The sequence below is a fragment of the Christiangramia echinicola DSM 19838 genome (assembly GCF_000423065.1).
In the GTDB taxonomy this organism is placed as follows: domain Bacteria; phylum Bacteroidota; class Bacteroidia; order Flavobacteriales; family Flavobacteriaceae; genus Christiangramia; species Christiangramia echinicola.
Window position 1 is genome coordinate 32,918 of record NZ_AUHG01000017.1, and the last position, 18,920, is coordinate 51,837.

Here is an 18,920-nt window from a genome sequence, read left to right on the forward strand (position 1 = left end):
CTAAAATTGGTTGTCGCGCAAAGTTAAGGTTTAGCAATTTTCTTTAAACTAAAAAATCTTTAAAATTAATTATTTCTTAAACCAGTTTCGACTTTATCAATTTTCTTTTTCTGAACCTTTTTTCTTTGAAATTTTCACATTTAGAAGACAATTTTTATCAAAATGTGAATATTGTAGAATACTGAAAAACAGAAAGTTAAATGACAAAATAGGGGGTATCTCCCGTTTTATTGCATGATTATTAGACTTAACTTTTCAGAACTAAATTCTAAATTATAGTAATATGAAAAAGCACTATTTCTTTTTATTAATTTCATCGGTATTATTGCTTTCTACAACAGGCTGTAGTTCTGATGATGACGGAAAATTTACTTCAGATCAATTTGTGACTGCGAATGTAAATGGTGTTACATTTCAATCAGATCAAAATGTTGGACCTCTTGGTTTTTCCAGAACCCTTACGCCTTCAGGCAGTATAAATTTATATGCTAAAGCTGTGTCTTCAGATGGATATGTTATGGAAATGCAGGTAGAAAATTATAAAGGACCCGGGAAATATTATATTGGGGAAAATTTTTATAACAAAAGCTGGATGAAATTTCATCATTCCGCCGAAACCGAATCCTGGAGTATTAGCTCTAACGGAGCCTTAAATAAACATTCAAATTACATCGAGATCACATCGGTGAAGGATAATTATATAGAAGGTAAAATTGGTTGTAAAGAATTAAGAAACAGTCTTGATGGAGTTTTAGGCGCTATGGAAGGAGAGTTCAGACTTCTGTTTATCGAATAGTTTTGTGACTTATTGTGGATATTCTAACTGGCTCAGCTTTAAAACTTAAAGAAAAAAACAGGTATTTTTTGTGATAAGCGCCGTAGACTTCATATCTTTGGCGAGATTCAAATCAAACTTTGACTGTTATGTTCGAATTCGATCAATACCTTGGTTTCTTAGCATTTTTAGCTATTTTAACAATGGGTTTCTGGCTTATGATCTTCTTAATGGCATTCCTTCCTTACTGGATTGGAGGTTCTGTAGGAGAACTAATTAAAGAGAAACGAGAAGCTCGCAAGAAAGCTAAAGCGGAAAAAGCATAAAAAAAGGGACTAATTTTAGTCCCTTTTTTTATGTCTAGTTAATATATCTTGATTTCTAGAATTCTCCTTCTTCAAAATCTTCACCACCGCCTCTTCTTTCCTGACGCTGCTTTTTTTGATTGAATCTATAGATAAAAGCTATATTTACAGATTGGCCCTGTCTCCATTGAAATTCACTTTCCTGATTAAAAAATTCGGTTGTTGTAGTACTACTTCTTTTTCTTCCGTTGAATATATCCCGCACGTTTAAAGAGATCGTTGCTTTCTCATTTAAAATTTCCTTGCTAAATGCCAGGTCAACATTCAGGATACCATCCTGTGTTCCCTGGATCTCATCTGAAGGTCCTCTGTAGTAAAGGTTTGTCTGCCAATCTATTTTTGCAGGCAGGGTCACCTTAGAACTAAATCTACCAAACCAGCTGGAGTTTTCCTGGCTATAATCTACACCATTGAATTCTCCATCGAGTTTAAATTGAAATAAATTCACACTTCCATTTAATCTTAACCAATCTGCAGGATTATATAGGAAACCTAATTCAGCTCCCATACGATCGTTTGTTGCAAGGTTAAAAGGTATACTTCTAATTACTTCGATATCCTGTCCAGAAGGTCCCGAGATCATAACTTCTTCACTAACTCTCTGGAATGCATCTGTTTCTCGTTGATAATAAACAGAAGATGTAAGAGTGAGTTTTTCCCATCTCTTTAAATAACCAAGATCAAATGCATTAGAAAATGCCGGGTTTAAATTAGGGTTACCCTGGAATATATTATTTCTACTACTTCTAGATGGGAATGGATTAATGTACCAACCTCTTGGTCGGTTTATTCTACGGTTATAGCCTAAAGTTATATTTTCTTCTTCTCCAAGTTCATAAATTAGATTAAGAGTAGGAAATAAACCAAGGTAGTTATTGTCAAAATCGGTATTTATATCAAATGAAAACTCTTCCTGTAATTCTGCTTCAGTAAGTTCAGAATCAATTTCACCTTTTAGGTTAGTGTTTTCTAATCTTAAACCAAGAAGAAAGCTAAAATCTCCAAATTTTGTCCCGTACTGAGTATATATCGCCTGTACATTTTCAGAATAGTCAAAAATGTTCGTCTGGCTTTCATTTAGTATAAAATCACCATCTACATTTTCCTGAAAAAGTTTATAATCTGTAACTTCATTTTCAAAATTACCACGGTAACCGGCCTCGAATTGAGACTCTTCGCCAATAGGACGAACGTAATCTACCTGTAACAAATATTCTTTCTGATCTTCTAAAGTAATCGTAGATTCTGAAGGAACCCTTACGGCTTCAATATCAGTATTATTATAAAGAACGGGTTCTTCAATAAAAGCATCCTGGGTTTCACTATCTATTTCATATTGAAAATCTGCAGTTAACTCATGTCCTTTATTATCGAACTTCTTCATATAATTTAGGGAGAATTGAACGCTTTCATCATCTTCATTTTCGGTTTCCATTCTATTAGTTCCTAATAGCTCCTGGTTCCCTATTAAATAATCGTTCACGTTAAGAGTGATGTCACGGTCATCGCCAATTCTATAAAATACAGATCCGGTAATAGAGGACATATCAGAAAGATACCACTCCAGGCCAACATTTGTATTGAAACCTCTATTGATTCTATCATAATCTCTATCCTCTATATTGCGATCATATGCAATATCACCTAAGAATCCGTCTTCTCTAGGTTCAAAATATCTTGTATCGAAATATGCATAACCTGGAGATTCGCTATAACGATAACCGGTAGTTGTAAATAAGTTGTATTTATCTGTTCTATAGTTAAGATTCGTAGAAATACTGGCATTTTCAGGAATACCGGCATTTAGTGAAACAGAGCCATTAAATCCTAAAGTTTCCTTTTTTCTGAGGATGATGTTTATAATACCAGCGGTTCCTTCAGCATCATAACGAGCAGAAGGGGAAGTGATCACTTCAACTCTCTCAATCGCCTCTGCAGGTAATTGACTTAAGACATCTGTGCTGCCAAAACCAGCCATAGCAGAAGGTTTACCATTAATAAGAATCCTTACATTCTGGTTACCTCTAAGGCTTATTCCACCTTCTATATCCACAGAAATTGAAGGGACGTTATTTAATGCATCACTTACGGTTCCTCCGGCTGTGGTAAGGTCCTTACCAATATTGTAGATCTTTTTGTCTAATCTTATATCTACCTGGGTAGTTTCAGCACGAACTACAACTTCATCCAGATTCTCTGAACCAAGACCTAATTTTATTACCCCGAGGTCGAGGTCGTTTCGTACAGCGCGATTTTTGTATTCCCTGGTTTCGTAGGAAATGAATTCTACGATTATATTATAAATTCCGTCTTTAACCTCTACAGAAAATTCTCCTTCTGCATTGGTAATACCACCGGTTATATCTGAAGGATCTTCAGTATTCTGAACTGAAATTGTAGCATATTCAAGAGGAACTTCAAGTTCGTTGTCTATAACTTTTCCTTTTATAGTGTTCTTTTTGAAATTTGATGGGCCCTGCGCAGAAACATTAAAAATGAAAACGCTGAGGAAACTCAGGATCAGGCTGAGCGTAAAGATTTTTCGGATGGTCATTGTCAATTTTTTTACTATGACCAATAAGAAACAGGATGGTTTAATCCAAAGCGGTTAATATTTTGTTAAACAAAACAATGTAAATATTAAACAGAAAATTAAACAGGTTGAGAATCAGGATTTACGCGTAAGTTGTTTATTTAAATGGACATAATTTTCAAACTGATCTTCCCCTAAAAATTTTCTCAAAGACTTATATTCATTCTTCTGAATACTTTTAAGTTTATTTATCTGCTGGGTTGTACCCAGACTGGAATTAATGATCTCATTTTTCTTAATAGTGTACTCAATGATCGAGTCTTCCAGTAATTGAGTTTGAGTTGAATTTAATTGCAGCTGATCTTTCCAGGTCAAAGCCAGTTCACTTGCGACATCTTTGATCTCTCTTCTGTTCTTTTCGTGGATATAGATTTGTGAATAGACGAAACCTGCAACTGCTGCAGCTGCTACACTTATTAATGCAATTCTATGTTGAACTTTCATTATACCTTGTTTAAAGCATTTTTTCAATATCTGAAGGAGGTCTACCAATTACAGCCTTATCATCGGTCTCTACCACGGGTCTTTCAATAAGTTTCGGGTGTTTCACCATGACTGTTATTAGTTCCTTATCGCTGAGATCTTTGTCTTTATAATCCTCTTTCCAGATCTTTTCATTTTTTCGAACGAGTTGAATAGGGGTTATCTCAAGTTTATTGATTAGTTTCTCCAGTTCACTCTCACTCAAAGGTTCCTTAAGATATTCTCTAATTTCAAAATCCTTTCCAGAATTCTCTAAAATTTCGAGTCCTTCCCTTGATTTTTTACATCTGGTGTTATGATATATCCTAAGCATTACTATTTATTTTTTCTTTTTAAAATAATCAATTATTTCAAATTTAAAAATCTTATTGAAACGGTATTTAATCAATCATCGTTCCGTTGTCCCATCATCATTAAAAAAGATTTTAGAAATGCGTCGATATCACCATTCATCACAGCATCTACATTTCCTGTTTCTTCGGCCGTTCTAACGTCTTTTACAAGTTTGTAGGGATGCATCACATAATTTCTAATTTGTGACCCCCATTCTATTTTCATTTTAGAATCCTCGATCTCTCTTCGTTGTTCCTGTCTCTTCTGAAGTTCGATTTCAAATAACTGGGATTTTAAAAGCTGCATGGCTTTGTTCTTATTTTCAAGCTGAGATCTGGTCTCTGAATTTTCAATAACGATACCTGTAGGCTCGTGGTGTAATCTTACCGCGGTTTCCACCTTGTTTACATTCTGTCCTCCAGCCCCTGAAGATCTCATTGTTTCCCATCTTAAATGTGATGGATTTATATCAATTTCGATAGTATCATCGACTAAGGGATAAACATAAACTGATGCAAATGAAGTATGTCTTTTGGCATTGGAATCGAATGGTGAAATTCTCACCAGTCTGTGAACTCCATTTTCCCCTTTTAACCAGCCAAAGGCAAATTCACCTTCAATCTCCAGGGTTACGGTTTTAATTCCAGCTACATCGCCTGCCTGATAATTAAGTTCACGTATCTTATATTTTCGCTTTTCAGCCCACATAAGATACATACGCATGAGCATTTCTGCCCAATCGCAACTTTCAGTTCCACCTGCACCGGCAGTGATCTGAAGCACAGCGCTCATATTATCGCCTTCTTCAGAAAGCATATTCTTGAATTCAAGATCTTCTATAAGATCTACAGCCTGATCGTTTCTTTGCTCAACGTCTTCTGCAGTAGCTTCATCCTCTTTGTAGAATTCGTAAATGACCTCAAGGTCATCTACCAGGGTTTCGGCCTTTTCAAAGTCACCCACCCAGCTTTTTTCAGAATTGACCTCTTTCATGATCTGCTCAGCCTTTTTAGGGTCCTCCCAGAAATCCGGAGCAAAGGTCTTTTCCTCCATATTGGTTATTTCGATCTTTTTGGCATCAATGTCAAAGATACCTCCTTAACGCAACCAGGCGCTCTTTAAGATCTCTAATATTTTCTATTGTAATCATTCTTGGTCGATTTGTCGTAAAAATAGAATTAAAGGGAGTTTCGGAAAAGTATTTAACGAATATTTTTTAGTTTTAGAAGGCTTTAAAAAATCACTAAATGCGCACTATATTATTTATTATTCTGGCTCTCAGTATATCTCTGTCTTCTTCGGCTCAATTTTTAGAAAATAAGAAAGACCTGAAGGAATATGAAGGTTACTTCAATTTTCATTATAACGAGAAAGAAGATGAGATCTACCTTGAGGTAGATACTCTAAATGCAGAATTTCTCTATACCCATTTCTTAACCACTGGAGTAGGATCAAATGACATTGGTTTAGACCGTGGACAATTAGGAGGCACTGCGGTGGTGAAATTTGAAAAGGCCGGGAACAAGCTTTTGCTGGTTCAGCCTAATCAGGATTACAGGGCGATCACAGATAATGAAGCTGAAAAACAAAGTGTGGCTGAAGCTTTTACCAAATCTGTAATATTTGGTTTTGAAATTAAAGAAGAAAAGGGAGGTAAGTATATAATTGATCTTACTCCATTTTTAATGCAGGATGCACATGGTGTAGCTGATAAGTTGAAGAAAGGCGAATACGGAACTTATAAGATCGATAAATCTAAAAGTGCCCTGGCGCTGGAAAGAACAAAAGCTTTTCCCGAAAATGTGGAATTTGAAGCCTTAATTACTTTTGAAGGGGAACCCAAAGGAAGAACTATAAACACTGTTGCCCCTGATCCGAAAAACATAAGTGTGAAGCAACATCATTCTTTCGTGAAATTACCAGATGATAATTACGAAAAAAGGGAGTTTGACCCTCGTAGTGGTGCTATATTTATTTCTTATATGGATTATGCCTCTCCGGTATATGAGCCAATAAAAAAGCGTTATGCGGTTAGACATAGATTGAAAAAGAAAGATCCACAAGCTGAAGTGAGTGAAGCTGTAGAGCCAATTATCTACTATCTGGATCCTGGAACTCCCGAGCCGGTTCGGTCTGCCTTATTAGATGGAGCAAAATGGTGGAACCAGGCTTTTGAGAATATAGGTTATAAGGATGCTTTTCAGGTGAAAATGTTGCCTGAAAATGCCGATCCTTTAGACGTTAGATATAATGTAATTCAGTGGGTGCATAGGTCTACTCGAGGTTGGAGTTACGGTGCCAGCGTGGTAGATCCAAGAACGGGGGAGATCATAAAAGGACATGTGAGTTTAGGAAGTTTGAGAATACGTCAGGACTTTATGATCGCCCAGGCAATGATGAATAAGCCTTTTGCTGAAAGCGATTCTAATCATGACCCAATGATGGAACTGGCCCTAGCCAGGATAAAACAACTTTCAGCACATGAAGTTGGACATACCATAGGTTTTACCCATAATTTCGCTGCAAGTACAGAGAGTCGTGCTTCGGTTATGGATTATCCGCATCCACAATTCGAATTGAATAATGGAGAAGTTACTTTTAAAAATGCCTATGACACTGGAATAGGAGAGTGGGATAAAGTGACTGTCAATTATAGTTATAGCGATATTCCGGAAGGAAAGGAGGAGAAGGAATATCTCAAGTCAATTCTGGAGAAAGCCAGGGAAGATGGTTTGATTTTTATTACAGATTCAGATGCTAGAGCTGCAGGAGGAGCAAATGCTCTGGCGCATTTATGGGATAATGGTAAAAATGCCACAGAAGAGTTAGAAGAGGTTTTAAAGATCAGGAAAAAGGCAATAGAGAATTTTTCTATAGATAATATTAGAGATGGTGAGCCTTATTCTGTTCTGGAAGATGTATTTGTGCCACTTTATTTCTTTCATAGATACCAGACCGAAGCTGCAGTTAAATTAATTGGTGGTCTTGAATATGAATATGCTGTTAAGGGTGGGAATAATCAGGTTGTGAATCATGTTGATGGAAAAGTTCAGAAGAAAGCCATCTCAACCATATTAAAAACTTTATCTGCAGAAGAAATTGCCATTCCTCAGGAGAAATTAGAGCTTTTCCCACCGCGAGCATTTGGATATTCAAGAGATCGCGAATCCTTTAAAACTAATACCGATGTAGCATTTGATGCATTTGGCGCACCTGCAACTGCCAGTGAGATGACGCTTACCTATTTATTGCATCCGGCAAGAGCTGAAAGGCTGGTACAGCAGAACTCTATGAATAATGATCTACCCGGTCTCTCCTGGATGCTGGAAGAATTGATCTCTGAGACCATTAAGAATAGAACAAATGGGAACGACTATGAATCTTCAGTTCAAAAAACGATTAACTTCGTAGTTTTTAAGCATCTGCTGAACCTTGCCGTAAATAACGAATCAACACCTTTGGTAAGATCCATCACGAATGAAAAGATAGATAATTTAGCTAATTGGCTAAAAGGGAGAGGTGATGCTGTTTCAGAAGAAATGTATCGTAACATCAAAATGTTGAGAGATAAACCTGAAGAATTTAAATTGGAGTTGAATGTTCCAGAAATTCCAGATGGTTCACCCATCGGTTCTTATAAATAATCTAATGTTGCTGGAGACTTTAGAAATTTTACCTTAGCATCTCTGAAAAATTATATGATGAAAGAAATAGATCTTAGAAGTGATACGGTTACTCGACCAACCAAAGGAATGCTACAGGCAATCATGTCTGCTGAAGTTGGAGATGATGTATATAAAGAAGATCCTACCATAAATAAACTGGAAAAGAAGCTGGCTGATATGTTTGGGAAAGATGAAGCTTTATTTTTTCCAACAGGAAGTATGGCTAACCAGGCCGCAATAAAATTACATACTCAGCCAGGAGAACAATTGATCTGCGATAAATGGGCCCACGTATATAATTATGAAGGAGGCGGTGTATCTTTTAATAGTGGGGTTTCCTGTAAGCTTGTAGATGGCGACCGCGGAATGATCACCGCTGCACAGGTTGAAGAAAATATTAATCCACCAGATTTTTATCATAGTCCCCTAACGACATTGGTGTGCCTTGAGAACACTACCAATAAGGGCGGAGGAGCTTGCTATGACCTGGAGGAAATTAAAAAGATTCGCCAGGTATGTAATACACATAAGCTGGGTTTACATTTAGATGGAGCGAGATTATTTAATGCACTGGTTAAAAAGAATGAAGACCCTAAAGATTATGGAAAGCTGTTCGATACCATTTCAGTATGTCTTTCTAAAGGGCTAGGTACTCCAATGGGATCTGTATTAATAGGTGATAAACGCCTTATGAAAAATGCCATTAGAGTGAGGAAAGTTCTGGGTGGGGGAATGCGACAGGTTGGATTTATGGCTGCAGCCGGAATTTATGCTCTGGATAATCATTTGGAACAATTGGCAAAGGATAATCAAAGAGCTTCAGAAATTGCTGAGGTTCTCAAAACCATGAATTATATAGGTAAGGTTGAACCTGTGGAAACCAATATTGTCATATTTTATCTTGAAAAGGCTGAGAATGAAGATGAGTTCATGAAACAACTTTCAGAAAACAATATCAGGATAAGTAATATGGGTCAGGGTAAACTAAGGATAGTGACGCACCTTGATTATTCTGAAGAGATGCATAATCACTTCATTGATACCTTACGTCAAGTAACATTCTAGAATATTTTCAATAAAACTTAACTAAAGATTGGCAGGTCTTTAATATAGACTGGGATCTAATTCAGGTAATTTTCAGGAAAATTGAAAAAATGAAGAATTTGAAACCAGGCCAGGAAGTTCCAGAGCTAATTGTAGAAACTACAAAAGGTCTTAAATGGAATCTGCGAGATAATGAACCAGAGAATTTCACAATGCTAATTGTTTACCGCGGTATTCATTGCCCGGTATGTAAAAAATATCTGGAAGAACTTAATACAAAAATTGAAGATTTCAAAAACAAAGGAGTAAACGTGATTTGTCTAAGTTCTAACAATAAAGAACTTGCTCAAAGAACGGTAGAAGAGTGGGATATAGAAAACCTAAATATTGGCTACGACTTTAGTCCGGAAGAGGGTAGAAAATGGGATCTCTTCGTATCAAAGGGAATTAAGGATTCTGAACCAGATGTTTTTCTGGAGCCTGCATTATTCTTAATCAAACCAGATAACACATTATATTCGGCTAGTATTCAATCAATGCCATTTGCACGACCAAAATTCGATGAATTATTAAAGTCTATTAGCTTTGTTCTGAAAGAAGACTATCCTGCAAGAGGAGAAGCTTAATGAACAAATCTCAATCATAATAAAAAAAGCCCGGAAGTTTTATCCGGGCTTTTTTTATATAAATGCATTTTTATTTCATCAAACCATCCATTCCAGGGATATCTGGCATTCCATCTTTTGCGGCTGCACCAATTTCAGCTTCATTAATACTGGTTGCTTTCTCGATCGCCTTGTTCATTGTAAGAACCAGGTAATCTTCAAGTTGCTCTTTATCTTCCAGTAGCTTATCGTCAATAGAAATATTCTTTACTTCTCTATTTGCTGTAATAGTAACCTTTAAAAGACCATCACTGGATTGTTCGTCTACCAAAACAGTATTTAGCCTCTTTTTTGTGGCTTCGACTTTTTCCTGGGCTTCCTTCAGTTTATTCATCATGCCCATCATATCTCCAAACATATTTTTTCAATTTAAAATTTATGATTTCAAATTTACTAAATTACCACATCAAACCAGTCAATATGAAAAGACTATTAGTATTTCTATTAGGATGCGTTACATTTGCAACCGCTCAAAATAATACCGAATTGAAAAAAGATATTAAAGCCCCGATAGCAAAGAAGGCAGCTAAAGAACTTGAAATGCATGGAGACGTGCGTATTGATAATTATTTCTGGATGAATCAGCGCGAAGATCCAGAGGTCATCGCTTATCTGGAGGCAGAAAATGACTATAATGATAAAATGACTTCTCATACCAAAGAATTCCAAAGTGAATTATTTGAGGAGATGAAATCAAGAATAAAAGAAGATGATGAGTCAGTTCCCTATAAACTGAATGGTTACTGGTATATCACACGTTTTGAGAAAGGATATGATTATCCTATATACTCCCGAAAAAAGGATACTCAGGATGCTCCAGAAGAGATCATGTTCAACGTAAATGAAATGGCCAGAGACTTTGATTATTATAGTCTGGGAGGTCTTAATGTGACTCCAGATAATAAACTGGTAGCATTTGGAACAGATACATTAAGTAGACGAAAATATACCATCAGGATCAAGAACCTTGAAACAGGGGAGATCTACGATGAACAGATAAAGAATACTACAGGTGGATCTACCTGGGCGAATGATAATAAAACGCTTTATTACACCAAGAAGGATCCTCAAACTTTAAGATCTTACAGGATTTATAAACACATTTTGGGGACCGACCCAAAAGAAGATCTATTGGTCTATGAAGAAGGAGATGAGACCTTCAATACTTATGTCTATAAATCTAAATCTAGAGAATATATTATTATTGGTTCTCACAGTACCTTAACCACGGAATATCGCTTTCTCGATGCCGATACACCCGAAGGAGAATTTACAGTTTTTCAGCCAAGACAAAGAGGTCTGGAATATAGTATTTCCCACTTTGAAGATTACTTCTACGTAGTAACCAATAAGGATAAAGCAACCAATTTTAAATTGATGAGGACTCCGGTGGATAATACGGGAATGGATAACTGGGTTGATGTGATTCCGCATAGAATAGATTTTCTGCTTGAAGACATCGACATTTTCAAAGATTACCTTGTAGTTAGCGAAAGAACCAATGGTCTAAATAAGATAAGAATAATTAAATGGGACGATAGTGAAGAGTTCTATATTCCTTTTGATAATGAGACATATACTGCTTATACGTCGATAAATCCAGATTTTGAAACAGATATTTTAAGGTATACCTACAACAGTCTTACCACGCCAACTTCGGTTGTAGAATACAATATGAAAACTGGTGATAAAGTCGTGCTTAAAGAACAGGAAGTCCTGGGTGGGAAATTTGACAAAAATAACTATGTTTCAGAAAGGCTTTGGGCAACTGCCAGTAATGGCACAAAAGTTCCGGTTTCACTAGTATACCGCAAGGGAACTAGAGTTGATGGAAGTAGTCCTTTACTGCAATATGCTTATGGATCTTATGGTTCTACTATAGACCCATATTTTTCATCTGTAAGGTTAAGTCTTTTAGATCGCGGGTTTATTTACGCAATTGCTCATATTAGGGGAGGAGAATATCTGGGCCGTGAGTGGTATGAAGACGGTAAACTCTTTACTAAAAAGAATACGTTTACAGATTTTATTGATGTATCAGAATTTTTAATAAAAGAGAATTATACTTCCTCTAATCATCTATACGCCATGGGTGGTTCTGCAGGAGGATTATTGATGGGGGCCATTGTGAATATGGCGCCTAATCTTTATAATGGGGTGATCTCTGCGGTTCCGTTTGTAGATGTGGTAACTACGATGCTGGATGATAGTATCCCTCTTACTACGGGAGAGTATGATGAATGGGGTAACCCGAACAACAAAGACTATTATGAATATATGAAGTCTTATTCGCCTTATGATAATGTTGAAAATCAGGATTATCCAAATATGCTGGTCACCACTGGATTACATGATTCTCAGGTTCAGTACTGGGAACCTGCGAAATGGGTTGCAAAATTAAGAGAGCTCAAAACCGATAATAATACATTATTACTACATACCAACATGGATGCTGGTCATGGAGGAGCTTCGGGGAGGTTTGAAGCCTTGAAAGAAGTGGCTGAAGAATATGCGTTTTTGCTGGATCTGGAAGGTATAAACGAATAATTAAAATATTTGCCTTAAATTTGACCGGTCTTAATTAGTAATACTTTTTAAGATCTTTTGTAAAACGAACTTCGATTTATGAGAGAAGACTTAAAGGTTTATGATAATGTATTACAGCTAGTAGGTAATACACCGTTGATTCACCTAAACAAAATAACCAGGGGGTATAAAGGACAGTATTTTGCTAAAGTAGAAGCCTTTAACCCGGGACACTCTTCAAAAGATAGAATCGCCCTGCACATTATAGAAGAAGCCGAAAGAAAAGGCATCTTAAAACCGGGAGATACCATCATCGAAACTACTTCAGGTAACACTGGCTTTAGTATCGCTATGGTAAGCTGTATCAAAGGTTATGAATGTATTTTAGCTGTTAGTTCTAAATCTTCTAAAGATAAGATAGACATGCTAAAAACGATGGGAGCGAAGGTCCATGTATGTCCTGCTAATGTTCCTGCAGATGATCCAAGATCTTATTATGAAGTTGCAAAAAGACTTCATTCTGAAATAAAGGGTTCTGTCTATATTAATCAATACTTTAATGAGTTGAATATTGATGCACATTTTCAATCTACAGGGCCTGAAATTTGGAAACAAACTGAAGGAAAAATCACACATTTAGTGGCTTGTAGCGGGACTGGAGGAACTATCTCTGGAACAGCGAGATATTTAAAAGAACAAAATCCAGATATAAAGATTCTTGGAATAGATGCTTTTGGATCTGTTCTGAAGAAATATCATGAAACCAGGGAATTTGATAAAGAAGAAATTTATCCATACAGGATAGAAGGTCTTGGTAAGAATTTAATTCCTACAGCTACAGATTTTGATGTAATAGACAAATTCACTAAAGTAACAGATGAGGAGGCAGCCCACTCTGCAAGGGAACTTGCAAGGTCTGAAGGCCTTTTTGTTGGGTACACTAGTGGTGCGGCAATGCAGGGATTAAAGCAATTGAATGATGAAGGAGAATTTGACGAGAATTCTAATGTTGTAATTATTTTCCCAGATCACGGTTCTCGCTATATGAGTAAAATCTATAGTGATGACTGGATGAATGACCAGGGATTTTTCGATACCGAACACGAAAGCAAATCACAATCTATTGATGTGATCAAATAAATACTTTGTTAACACTTATTAACAAAAGCATCCTATTTTTTGTAGGATGCTTTTGTTTTTATTAGATTTCGATGTTTATAATTTACTTTGTAGAATTGAGCCAAATTTCAGTATTTTTGCGGCTCGTCTAAAAAATGACCGATGAAGGATTTATTTGATAAAATTTACAAAGACAAAGGACCGCTAGGTAAATGGGCTGAGCAGGCAGAGGGATATTTCGTTTTTCCTAAACTGGAAGGACCAATTTCTAACCGTATGAAATTCCGTGGTAAGGAAGTTATTACCTGGAGTATCAACGATTACCTGGGGCTTGCCAACCATCCTGAAGTTCGTAAAGTAGATGCAGAAGCAGCAGCCGAATATGGTTCTGCATATCCTATGGGTGCTAGAATGATGAGTGGGCATACCGACCTTCACGAGAAATTACAGGATGAACTTGCATCTTTTGTTCATAAACAATCAGCATATTTATTGAATTTTGGTTACCAGGGAATGGTGTCTACTATTGACGCATTGGTTTCTAAACAGGATGTTATTGTATATGATGTAGATGCACATGCTTGTATTATTGATGGTGTAAGATTACACTTAGGCCAGAGATTTACTTACAAGCATAACGATATGGAAAGTATCGAGAAAAACCTGCAACGAGCTACCAAGATTGCTGAACAAACCGGAGGCGGGATACTTTTGATCTCAGAAGGTGTTTTTGGAATGCGTGGTGAGCAGGGTAGACTAAAAGAAATTGTTGAGCTTAAGAAAAAATATAATTTCAGATTATTTGTAGATGATGCTCATGGTTTTGGAACTCTTGGTAAAACTGGAGCCGGTGCAGGTGAGGAGCAGGGAGTTCAGGACGAAATAGATGTATATTTCGCAACTTTCGCAAAATCTCTTGCAAGTACAGGTGCCTTCATCGCCGGTGATAAAGAGATCATGGATTATTTAAAATATAATCTCAGGTCACAGATGTTCGCTAAATCATTGCAAATGCAATTGGTTGTTGGAGCATTAAAACGTTTGGAAATGCTTAGAACTATGCCAGAGCTTAAAGAGAAGCTTTGGGAGAATGTAAATGCATTACAAAACGGATTAAAGAACAAAGGATTTGATATTGGTACTACACAAAGTTGTGTGACTCCAGTATACCTTAAAGGAAGTATTCCAGAAGCCATGGCTTTAGTGAAGGATCTACGTGAGAACCACGGAGTATTCTGTTCTATAGTTGTGTACCCGGTAATTCCAAAAGGACTTATCCTTCTTAGAATGATCCCAACGGCAACGCATACTATTCAGGATATTAATGAAACACTAGAGGCATTCTCAGCAATTAGAGAAAGACTTGAAAATGGTACTTATAAAAGACTTTCTGCCTCTGTAGAAGCAGCGATGTCTAATAAGTAAAAAGATAAATTCTATATAAAAAAAGCCTCGTTTATAGCGAGGCTTTTTTTATTTAGAATATTTTCAGTTAGTTGTTGTTGCCATCTCCGCCATCATCTTCGCCTTCGTTCTCTCTACTTAACTTTTCACTTCTTCGCCTTCTTTTATTTCCTTCATTGGATTCCTCCAGAAATTCATCGACTTTATGTAGATCCAGCCTGTAAGAAACACCAGCTCCAACCTGCCATTTTGAAGGAGTATCTTTAAAGTTAACCAGGCCCGAGATGTCAAACTGTAAGTTCTTACCAATTAAATAAGCGCCCCCAGCCCTTAAAATATCATCAGCATAAATATCACCTTTAATGGCCTGGTATTCCCCGAATATTGCCATATTCTGGCTCAAAGTATGAGTTACCGTAACGATCCCTGTATAGGATCTAAAATCTTCAGAAAGTTTGTCGGCAATTAAGTTCAATACTAATACCCAACGACCCCAGTTGTTCTGAGTAATAATAGCTGCTTTCGGACTAAATTTCCCTTCACCTTCAAATAAGTACGGATTATCCCCAAAAGCAACGTTTGCCCCTGCATAAATTGAAATTGCCGGAATTAATGTTTTCCATTTAAATCGCTGATTCGCTTTCCAGCTATATAAATTTGGTTTGTCTTCTTCAAGACTTTTATAAGGATCAAAGATGAGGTATTTAGCGCCAATAGTATTAGATTTAAAATTACTTATCTTTCCTTCACTAGTAACCCCCAGAAAATCCCGGTAGATATTTTGAGATTCAAAAGCACCTGAAATATTTAATTCAAGGTTCTCGAAAAGTAATCCATATCTCAATTGGTAATCTACTCCCCATAGATCTGTTTCTGTACCAAGCCCCGTATGTTCTTCATCACCAAAATATAGACCAGATTCTAACTGTATTACATTTGTCCCTACGGCAAAAGCACCCTGAGATTGTCCCGGCCGGTTGGAATTTATGGTTTCGGTATATTGAGCGTGAAGACTGGTAGCAATAATTAGAAATAGGCTAAATACGGCTGATTTACGCATAGTTAATTGGGTTGATTCTATCAAAGATATAAGATTTATTATAATTTTATAGCTGAAACTTCCCTGATTGTGGCGGCTTCTTTTTATTTTTACAAAAAGTTTTAGAATGTTAGAAGCATCTATGTCTGGAGTATTAAAAACGGTACTTATAGTTCTGTTAGTATACTTTGGTCTTAAAATATTACTTCGGTTTTTTGGGCCTCTCATCCTTAAATGGTTTATGAAAAAGATGGGGCAGAAATTTGAAAAACAATTCAGCCAGCAATTTGGAGGCGCCCAACAAACTCAGGATAAAAAAGGAAAAGTAAGTATCGATAAAAAGCCAAAAAATGGAAACCAATCCAATAAAAATGTTGGTGAATATATCGATTACGAAGAAATTGATTAATTTCGGATTTTAACAAAGCGCTGATATCAAGGCTTTGTTTTACACAAAATTTGTGGTTTAAAATCAAAAGTCCGATTAATGGCTAAATTGAAGCAATTCTTACCTCACCTGTTCGTTCTGGCAGGTTTTATCTTATTATCATTATTTTACTTTAATCCGGTTCTTCAAGGCAAGGAGATATACCAAAGCGATATTATTCAATATATCGGGATGGCTAAAGAGCAAAACGACTTCAGAGCCGAAACTGGAGAGGAGCCTTACTGGACAGATGCCGCTTTTGGAGGAATGCCCACTTACCAGTTAGGTGCATACTATCCGCATAATTATATAAAGAAACTTGACACCGCTTTAAGATTCCTTCCCAGGCCGGCAGATTACCTTTTTCTCTATTTTATAGGATTTTATATTCTACTGCTATGTATGAAAGTGGATTATAAGCTGGCTTTTCTTGGATCTATTGCTTTTGGTTTTTCAACTTATTTAATAATTATTCTGGGAGTTGGTCATAATGCCAAGGCCCATGCCATTGCCTATATGCCAATGGTTCTTGCTGGAATAATTAGCATTTTCAGGCATAGAAATATCTGGAGTTTTCTGTTACTTACTGTGGCCATGGCTCTGGAGATCCAGGCGAATCATTTCCAGATGACCTACTATTTATTACTCCTGGTCATTGCTCTGGGAATCGCTTACCTGGTGGATGCCTATCGTAAGAAGTTAATTCCTGAATATTTTAAATCTTTAGGGATCATGGTTGTTGCGGTGGTTCTTGCAATAGCCGCGAATGCAACAAATTTACTCGCGACTAGTGAATATACAAAGTTTAGTACCAGAGGTGAATCAGAATTAACGATTACACCAGATGGTGCTCCTAAAGAAAACACCGGTTTAAGCTTCGATTATATTACTGAATATAGCTATGGAATTATAGAAAGTTTTAATCTCCTGATTCCGCGTTTTATGGGAGGAGGTAGCTCAGAAAACATAGGCAAAGATTCAAATCTTTATGAAGCCCTTAGAGAAATTGGTGCTTCTCCTGTACAGGCTGAAGGTTTTACAGAAGGTGCTCCAACCTATTGGGGAGATCAGCCATTTGTTGGTGCTCCAGCATACATTGGAGCAACCGTTATCTTCCTTTTTGTCTTTGCCTTATTCCTTATTAGAGGAAGATTGAAATGGTGGATCGTTGGTGGTAGCCTTCTGGCATTGTTTTTAAGTTGGGGGAAGAATTTTGAGTTTCTCACCAGTTTCTTTATCGATTTTATACCTCTTTACGATAAATTCCGAGCAGTTTCATCTATACAGGTCATACTTGAATTATGCCTTCCGTTATTGGCCATCATTGGTTTATATAAATTGTTTCTTGCTGAAGTTAAAAAAGAAGAGAAATTATACGCATTAAAATGGTCGTCCATAATTACAGGTGGATTGTTATTGATCTTCTTATTATTTAAATCGGTATTATTCGATTTTGCCGGTGCTAACGACGCTGCTTATTCTCAGCAATTTGGGATGGATTTTATGAATGCTCTGGAAGAGGACAGGAAAAGCATATTTACTTCAGATGTAATTCGTTCTCTTATTTTTATACTACTTTCTGCAGGATTGATCTGGGGCTATCTTCAGAATAAAATAAACCGAAATCTTGTTATTGGTGGTTTTGTAGTACTTATGCTGGTTGACCTTATTGGTGTAGATCGCAGATATGTCAATGAAGATGACTTTGTGATGGCAAGGGAAATGGAGCAGCCATTTCAGAAGTTAGCGGCAGATCAGGCAATTCTTGAAGACAAGGAACATTATAGAGTCTTTGATGTTTCCGGTAGTCCTTTTAATACGGGAAGAACATCGTATTATCATAATGCACTGGGCGGATATCATGCAGCTAAACCAGGTAGAATTCAGGAACTCTACGATTTCTATATTTCAAAGAATAATATGAAAATATTGAGCATGCTGAATGTGAAATATTTCATTGTGCCTACAGAAGAAGGAACCAAGGCCCAACAGAATCCTAATGCTTTTGGAAATGTCTGGTTAGTGAATGATATTAGATGGGTGGAAAATCAAAATGATGAAATGCTTGCCCTGGTAAATACAGATCTGCGATCTACAGCAGTTGTTAATTCAGAATTTAAGCAAATCCTAAATGAAGATTTTAATTTTGATCCAGGAGCAAGTATAGAACTTGTAAGCTATCAGCCAAATGATTTGAAATATAAATTTTCGGCTAATTCTGCTCAGTTTGCTGTTTTTTCAGAAAATTATTATCAACCAGGTTGGCAGGCTTACCTCGATGGTAAACCTGTTTCCCATGCCCAGGTGAATTATGTTCTAAGAGGAATGAATATTCCTGCCGGGGATCATGAAATTGTGTTTAAATTCGAACCTGAGGTTGTTAAAACCGGTAGTACCATTGCGCTTATTAGTTCGATATTAATCGGATTAGTTTTAATAGGCGGGATAGGCTTTGAATTTAAAAAGCGTAAATGATCTTTTG

At 36.6% G+C, this 18,920-nt stretch carries 16 protein-coding genes; 10 read left to right on the forward strand and 6 right to left on the reverse strand.

All coding sequences use genetic code 11. From position 1 onward, the window contains the following. The first annotated feature begins 283 nt into the window (after positions 1-283). Positions 284-796, forward strand: a complete 513-nt coding sequence (locus G530_RS0112925) for a hypothetical protein (protein ID WP_026934939.1) — start codon at positions 284-286, stop codon at positions 794-796. 128 nt (positions 797-924) lie between these two features. Next, positions 925-1,101, forward strand: a complete 177-nt coding sequence (locus G530_RS17710) for a hypothetical protein (protein ID WP_026934940.1) — start codon at positions 925-927, stop codon at positions 1,099-1,101. Positions 1,102-1,156: 55 nt separating this feature from the next. On the opposite strand, the gene G530_RS0112935 is transcribed toward G530_RS17710, so the two are convergent. The 4 genes from G530_RS0112935 to prfB form a co-directional block, all read right to left on the reverse strand. Continuing rightward, complete coding sequence (locus G530_RS0112935) at positions 1,157-3,694, reverse strand: TonB-dependent receptor (RefSeq protein WP_026934941.1); 2,538 nt, start codon at positions 3,692-3,694, stop codon at positions 1,157-1,159. A gap of 114 nt (positions 3,695-3,808) precedes the next feature. Continuing rightward, a complete protein-coding gene (locus G530_RS0112940) occupies positions 3,809-4,177 on the reverse strand; it encodes a hypothetical protein (RefSeq protein WP_026934942.1) in 369 nt (122 codons plus the stop codon). Between the two features lie 10 nt (positions 4,178-4,187). Continuing rightward, positions 4,188-4,529 carry an arsenate reductase (glutaredoxin) gene (gene arsC, locus G530_RS0112945; protein ID WP_026934943.1) on the reverse strand — a complete coding sequence of 114 codons (342 nt, stop codon included), beginning with the start codon at positions 4,527-4,529 and terminating at the stop codon, positions 4,188-4,190. Between the two features lie 71 nt (positions 4,530-4,600). Further along, positions 4,601-5,699 (reverse strand): peptide chain release factor 2 gene (prfB, locus tag G530_RS16920; RefSeq protein WP_156888635.1). Its coding sequence is split into 2 segments (ribosomal slippage): positions 4,601-5,635 and positions 5,637-5,699, totalling 1,098 coding nucleotides; the frame shifts between segments, so codons are not numbered across the junction. 97 nt (positions 5,700-5,796) lie between these two features. Between prfB and G530_RS0112955 the strand changes: the two genes are divergently transcribed. The 3 genes from G530_RS0112955 to G530_RS0112965 all read left to right on the forward strand — a co-directional run bounded on the left by G530_RS0112955 (position 5,797) and on the right by G530_RS0112965 (position 9,884). After that, the gene (locus G530_RS0112955) at positions 5,797-8,193 is read left to right on the forward strand and encodes a zinc-dependent metalloprotease (protein WP_026934944.1); all 2,397 of its coding nucleotides are present in this window, start codon (positions 5,797-5,799) and stop codon (positions 8,191-8,193) included. 57 nt (positions 8,194-8,250) lie between these two features. Beyond that, positions 8,251-9,279 (forward strand): threonine aldolase family protein, encoded by a 1,029-nt coding sequence (locus G530_RS0112960; protein ID WP_026934945.1) that lies wholly within the window; start codon positions 8,251-8,253, stop codon positions 9,277-9,279. 89 nt (positions 9,280-9,368) lie between these two features. Beyond that, entirely contained in the window at positions 9,369-9,884 is a 516-nt protein-coding gene (locus G530_RS0112965) for a redoxin domain-containing protein (RefSeq protein ID WP_026934946.1), read from the forward strand. A gap of 70 nt (positions 9,885-9,954) precedes the next feature. On the opposite strand, the gene G530_RS0112970 is transcribed toward G530_RS0112965, so the two are convergent. Next, positions 9,955-10,281, reverse strand: coding sequence for a YbaB/EbfC family nucleoid-associated protein (locus tag G530_RS0112970; protein WP_026934947.1), 327 nt, complete (start codon positions 10,279-10,281; stop codon positions 9,955-9,957). Positions 10,282-10,343: 62 nt separating this feature from the next. Here G530_RS0112970 and G530_RS0112975 point away from each other — a divergent pair, with 62 nt between their 5' ends. The 3 genes from G530_RS0112975 (at position 10,344) to capB (ending at position 14,993) form a co-directional block, all read left to right on the forward strand. Next, entirely contained in the window at positions 10,344-12,470 is a 2,127-nt protein-coding gene (locus G530_RS0112975) for a S9 family peptidase (RefSeq protein ID WP_026934948.1), read from the forward strand. A 78-nt stretch (positions 12,471-12,548) separates the two neighbouring features. Beyond that, a complete protein-coding gene (capA, locus tag G530_RS0112980) occupies positions 12,549-13,589 on the forward strand; it encodes a cysteate synthase (protein WP_026934949.1) in 1,041 nt (346 codons plus the stop codon). 141 nt (positions 13,590-13,730) lie between these two features. Next, on the forward strand, positions 13,731-14,993 hold the full coding sequence (gene capB, locus G530_RS0112985; RefSeq protein WP_026934950.1) for a cysteate-C-fatty acyltransferase: 1,263 nt from the start codon (positions 13,731-13,733) through the stop codon (positions 14,991-14,993). A gap of 67 nt (positions 14,994-15,060) precedes the next feature. Here capB and G530_RS0112990 read toward each other — a convergent pair whose 3' ends face one another. Next, entirely contained in the window at positions 15,061-16,032 is a 972-nt protein-coding gene (locus tag G530_RS0112990; RefSeq protein WP_035716437.1) for a transporter, read from the reverse strand. Between the two features lie 106 nt (positions 16,033-16,138). On the opposite strand from G530_RS0112990, the gene G530_RS0112995 reads away from it, so the two are divergent. Then, on the forward strand, positions 16,139-16,420 hold the full coding sequence (locus G530_RS0112995; protein WP_026934952.1) for a DUF4834 family protein: 282 nt from the start codon (positions 16,139-16,141) through the stop codon (positions 16,418-16,420). 78 nt (positions 16,421-16,498) lie between these two features. Then, positions 16,499-18,913, forward strand: a complete 2,415-nt coding sequence (locus tag G530_RS0113000) for a YfhO family protein (protein ID WP_026934953.1) — start codon at positions 16,499-16,501, stop codon at positions 18,911-18,913. The last annotated feature ends 7 nt before the right edge of the window (positions 18,914-18,920 follow it).